The following is a 5,232-nucleotide window of genomic DNA, read 5'->3' as shown; positions in this document are numbered from 1 at the left end:
GCCGTGGCTCATCCACACGTTCTGCTCGACGGGCTGGCCGCCCAGCAGCACGCCGCCGTCACCCGTGATCGCGGCATCCGTCGCGCCGTACTCGCGCAGCCCGGTGTTCGCCACCTCGCCGCCGAGCGCCTGCGCCATGACCTGGAAGCCGTAGCAGATGCCGAGCGTCGGCACGCCGAGGTCGAACACGCCGGAGTCCAGCGCGGGCGCGCCCTCTTCGTACACCGACGACGGACCGCCCGACAGGATGATGCCGACGGGGTTCTTCGCGGCGATGTCGGCGGCGGACGCGGTGTGCGGCACGATCTCGCTGTACACACCGGCCTCGCGGACACGGCGGGCGATCAGCTGCGCGTACTGGGCGCCGAAGTCGACGACCAGCACCGGGCGCTGGTCGGTCTCGTTTTGTTCGGTCAACGCTTGTTCTCCGTAGGGATGGCCTGGGTCAGGGACGAGTGCTCGGCTCGCGAGTGCAGTTCATCGGCCTCGCGCTGGGCGAGGTAGGACTTCACGTCGCGGGCGACGCGGGCCTCCATGAAGAACGACAGGAGCGGGACGATGCCGCCCGCGGCGAGCATCGCGAGGCGCCCGAGGTTCCAGCGCATGAGGCTCCACACGCGGAAGCACGAGATGAGGTACACGACGTAGAACCAGCCGTGCGCGACCAGGATGCCCAGCGACAGGTTGAACCCGTCACCGGTGGACTCCAGGCCGGAGGCGGTCTCGACGACGGGCGCGAACCACAGGAAGCCGCCGGATCCGCCGAGGAACAGCTCGTAGCCGACGGCGTACTTGACGATCATCTCGGCGACCAGCAGGAGCAGCATGGTGCCCGTGATGATCGAGCAGATCTGGTAGAACTTCAGGGCTCCGCGGATCGCCGGAAAGGAAGCGAGCTTCGGGGCGCGGGGCATGACCCCCAGTCTACCCGCGAGCCGCCGCGCCTCCGCCGGGCCCTTCGGGCTCGGGCTCGTCGTCGGTGAGGTCCTCGACCTCCTTCTCCCACGCGTCCTTCGCGAGGCGGTACCAGAGGTAGAACGCGAAGCCCGCGAACACCGCCCACTCCACCGCGTAGAAGATGTTGAGCCAGTTGACGGTCGACCCCTCTTCGGGCGCCGGCGACGAGATCGCCTCGAGCCCGGCGAACGCGTCGGTCGATGCGAGGTACGGCCGGTAGACGCTCAGCTCCGCCACGTCGTGCCAGCGACCCAGCAGGGCGGCCGGCGACATCCGCGTCATCGTCTGCGGGTCGGCGCCGTGAGGCGGCAGCACCGGACCCTCGTCGGCGATCAGACGGCCCGTCACGTCCACCGGATCGGCGTAAGTCCCCACGCCCTCTCCAGACGCCGCCGACGCGTCGTCCGGAGCCTCTGGGCGCGTGGGCCCAGCCTCGGCCTCCAGCCGCTCCACCGCCTGAGCCGCGGCATCCTCGGTCGCCGCCCAGCCGAGCGCGACCGCCACCGACACGGGTCCGTCGACCGCGGTCTCGCCGTCGTCGAGGCGCAGCTGCCCGGTCACCCAGTAGCCCTTCACGCCGTCGTTGTAGCGGGACTCGACCACGAGGAAGTCGCCCGGCACCCACGTGCCGGTCGCCTCGACGCGCTGGCCGACCAGCGGGTCGTTGAGGTACTCGCCCGGCTGCACGACATCGCCGATCGGACGCACCTGCTCGGTCGCGCCGGGCGGCGTCGGATCCACCTGGACCGCGCGGGCGAGCTGCCACTGCCCGAGCCACGCGAACACGCCCGCGACCACCAGGCATAGCAGCAGCATGCCGATCCAGCGCGGCCTGACCATGACCTCGCGCAGGGTCGGCGGAAAGACCTCCGGCGCCGGAGGGGAATCGGACGCGGGTGAGCTCAGCCCGCGGCGTACGGGGCGACGACGACCTCGACGCGCTGGAACTCCTTGAGGTCGGAGTACCCGGTCGTGGCCATCGACTTGCGCAGCGCCCCGATGAGGTTCGCGGTGCCGTCGGCGACGGGCGCCGGGCCGTACAGGACCTCTTCGAGCGACGCGACCTGGTCGACCTTCACGCGCTTGCCGCGCGGAAGCTTGGCGTGGTGCGCCTCGGGACCCCAGTGGAAGCCTCGGCCCGGGGCATCCGTCGCTCGCGCGAGGGCGACGCCCAGCATGACGGCATCCGCACCCATCGCGATGGCCTTGACGATGTCGCCCGACGTGCCCACGCCGCCGTCGGCGATGACGTGCACGTAGCGTCCGCCCGACTCGTCGAGGTAGTCCCGGCGCGCGCCGGCGACGTCCGCGACCGCGGTGGCCATCGGCGCGTGCAGGCCCAGCGTGGCGCGCGTCGTCGACGCGGCTCCCCCGCCGAAGCCGACGAGCACGCCGGCGGCGCCCGTACGCATGAGGTGCAGCGCGGCGGTGTAGGTCGACGCGCCGACGACGATCACCGGGACTTCGAGGTCGTAGATGAACTTCTTGAGGTTCAGCGGCTGGTCGACGCTCGACACGTGCTCGGCCGACACCGTGGTGCCGCGGATCACGAACAGGTCCACGCCCGCCGCGACGACGGTCTCGTACAGCTCCTGCGTGCGCTGCGGCGTGAGCGAGCCGGCGACGGTGACACCGGCCGCCCGGATCTCGGCGAGCCGGTCGCGCACCAGCGCGGGCTTGATGGGCTCGGAGTACAGCTCCTGCATGCGACGCGTCGCCGCGGCCTTCTCCAGGCCGGCGATCTCGGCGAGCAGCGGCTCGGGGTCGTCGTATCGCGTCCACAGACCCTCGAGGTCGAGGACGCCGAGGCCGCCGAGCTGGCCCAGCATGATCGCCGTGCGCGGGCTCACGACCGAGTCCATCGGGGCGCCCAGGACGGGGATGTCGAAGCTGAACGCGTCGATCGTCCACGTGGTCGAGACGTCCTCGGGGTTGCGGGTGCGCCTCGACGGCACCACCGCGATGTCGTCGAACGAATAGGCGCGACGCGCCCGCTTGGCCCGGCCGAGTTCGATGTCCATGCTCACGGGTCCAGCCTACCCGCCGGGTCTGTGCGGCCCGATCCGAGCCCTCGTGCGGGGGGTCTGGGGCGCGCATCTCGTCCCGCAGGCAGAGACGAGTGGATGGCCGGGGCACATGCCGCCGGGATCCACTCGCCTCAGCGTGCGCGGGCGACCCGCGTCTCGTCCCACACGGGTGCGTCGGACTCGAAGACGCGGCCGTCGGAGCCGAACACCAGGAACCGGTCGAACGACTTCGCGAGCCAGCCGTCGTGCGTGACCGCGAGGACCGTGCCCTCGAAGCGGGCGAGCGCGTCCTGCAGCGCCTCGGCCGAGACGAGGTCGAGGTTGTCGGTCGGCTCGTCGAGCAGCAGCAGCGTGGCTCCCGAGAGCTCCAGCAGCAGGATCTGGAACCGCGCCTGCTGCCCACCCGACAGGCTGTCGAACGTCTGCTCCGCCTGCGCGACGAGGCCGTAGCGGTCGAGCGCGCTCGAGGCGGCGTCCCGCGGGAGCCCCGCCCGGGCGTCCTCGCCCCGGTGCAGGATGTCGAGCAGCGTGCGCCCCTCGAACTCGGGATGCCGGTGCGTCTGCGCGAACCAGCCGGGGACGACGCGCGCGCCGAGGATCGCCCGTCCCTCGTGCGCGACGGGATCCAGTCCGGCACCGGTCGCCGTGACATGGCCGAGGCGTCCGTCGGGATCCGTCCCACCGCGGGCGAGCAGCCGCAGGAAGTGCGACTTGCCCGACCCGTTCGAGCCCAGCACCGCGACACGGTCGCCGAACCACACCTCCAGGTCGAACGGCTTCATGAGGCCGGTCAGCTCCAGCCGCTCGGCGACCACGGCGCGCCGGCCCGTGCGTGCCCCGCGCAGGCGCACGTCGAGGTCCTGCTCCTTCGGACGCTCCTGGGGCGGCCCTGCCTGCTCGAACTTGCTCAGCCGCGTCTGCGCGGCACGATAGCGCGATGCCATGTCGCTGTTGTTCGCGGCCTTGACCTTGAGGGTCGCGACCAGCGCCTTGAGCTTCACGTGCTGCTCGTCCCAGCGCCGGCGCAGCTCGTCCAGGCGCGCCATCCGGTCTTCGCGTGCACGGTGGTACGTGCCGAAGCCGCCGCCGTGCACCCACGCCGTGCTGCCCGCGCCGCCTGCCTCGAGGGTCACGATGCGGTCGGCGGCGCGCGCCAGCAGCTCCCGGTCGTGCGACACCAGCAGCACCGTCTTGGGCGTCTCGCGCAGACGCTCTTCGAGCCACCGCTTTCCGGGCACGTCGAGGTAGTTGTCGGGCTCGTCGAGCAGCAGCACCTGGTCGGGACCGCGCAGCAGCGCCTCCAGGGCGAGCCGCTTCTGCTCGCCGCCCGACAGCGTCGTCAGCTCGCGATAGCGGGCGCGAGCGAACGGGATGCCGAGCGCCGCGGTCGTGCACGTGTCCCAGACGGTCTCGTACTCGTAGCCGCCCGCCTCGGCGTACTCGGCGAGCGCCCCGGCGTACCTCATCTGGGTGTCGAGGTCGTCGTACTCGATGATCGCCGCCTCGGCGTCCTCGAGCTCCCGCGCGGTGCGACGCACCCGGTCGGGGGCGACCGAGATGAGCAGGTCGTGCACCGTCTGGCCCGGCTCGCCATGACCGACGAACTGATCCATGACGCCCAGGCCGCCGTCGATCGAGACCACGCCCGACAGCGCGGGAATCTCGTCGCGGACGATCCGCAGCAGCGTCGACTTGCCTGCGCCGTTCTGTCCGATCAGCGCAGTCGTCGTCCCCTCGCCCACACGGAACGAGACCTCGTCGAGCAGCGGCCTGCCGTCGGGCAGGGCGTACGAGACGGCGGCGATGTCGATGTAACCCACGATGGTCCCCTCTGCTCCTGCGCGGCATCCATCGCCGAAGGGGAGCCGACCAGACTATCGGACTCGATCGCACCCGTGGGCTGCGGGCGGGACTCAGGCAGCAGGGGCCGCATAGCGGCCGGACCTGATGGCCCGCTCGCGCGCTTTCGCCGCCTCGGCTTCTCGGTTCTTCGGCGGCGTCACCGCGACGAGGTCGTCGAGCAGGTGCTGGGTGATGTGGGCGATCTCGTGGACGGCGTGGTCGAACGCCTCTTGATTCGCCTTCGAGGGCTTCGTGGTGCCCGCGATCTTGCGCACGTACTGGAGGGCCGCGGCATGGACCTCTTCGGAGGTCGCGGCGGGCTCGAAGTTGTGGAGCGTGTGGATGTTCCGGCACATGCCCCCGACGATACGCCGGGCTCCCGACGGCGGCCAGGCCGCCGGCATCC

At 71.5% G+C, this 5,232-nt stretch carries 6 protein-coding genes; all 6 read right to left on the bottom strand.

Annotated elements, in window-relative coordinates; genetic code table 11:
* The coding region (locus ACTHNQ_RS10780; protein WP_440333366.1) for a glutamine amidotransferase-related protein at positions 1-417 on the bottom strand (417 nt) is incomplete at its 3' end.
* On the bottom strand, positions 414-914 hold the full coding sequence (locus ACTHNQ_RS10775) for a DUF3817 domain-containing protein (RefSeq protein ID WP_440333365.1): 501 nt from the start codon (positions 912-914) through the stop codon (positions 414-416). The genes ACTHNQ_RS10780 and ACTHNQ_RS10775, both read right to left, overlap by 4 nt.
* A 10-nt stretch (positions 915-924) precedes the next feature.
* Positions 925-1,797 carry an SURF1 family protein gene (locus ACTHNQ_RS10770; RefSeq protein ID WP_440333364.1) on the bottom strand — a complete coding sequence of 291 codons (873 nt, stop codon included), beginning with the start codon at positions 1,795-1,797 and terminating at the stop codon, positions 925-927.
* Between the two features lie 62 nt (positions 1,798-1,859).
* On the bottom strand, positions 1,860-2,978 hold the full coding sequence (locus ACTHNQ_RS10765; protein WP_440333368.1) for a GuaB3 family IMP dehydrogenase-related protein: 1,119 nt from the start codon (positions 2,976-2,978) through the stop codon (positions 1,860-1,862).
* Between the two features lie 137 nt (positions 2,979-3,115).
* Positions 3,116-4,804 carry an ABC-F family ATP-binding cassette domain-containing protein gene (locus ACTHNQ_RS10760; RefSeq protein WP_440333363.1) on the bottom strand — a complete coding sequence of 563 codons (1,689 nt, stop codon included), beginning with the start codon at positions 4,802-4,804 and terminating at the stop codon, positions 3,116-3,118.
* A 93-nt stretch (positions 4,805-4,897) separates the two neighbouring features.
* Positions 4,898-5,182, bottom strand: coding sequence for a DUF2277 domain-containing protein (locus ACTHNQ_RS10755; RefSeq protein ID WP_440333367.1), 285 nt, complete (start codon positions 5,180-5,182; stop codon positions 4,898-4,900).
* Positions 5,183-5,232: the final 50 nt, after the last annotated feature.

The organism is Microbacterium sp., from assembly GCF_051953575.1.
Taxonomy (GTDB): Bacteria; Actinomycetota; Actinomycetes; order Actinomycetales; family Microbacteriaceae; genus Microbacterium.
The sequence above is the reverse complement of the archived record's forward strand: the minus strand, read 5'-3'. Positions and strand labels throughout refer to the sequence as shown.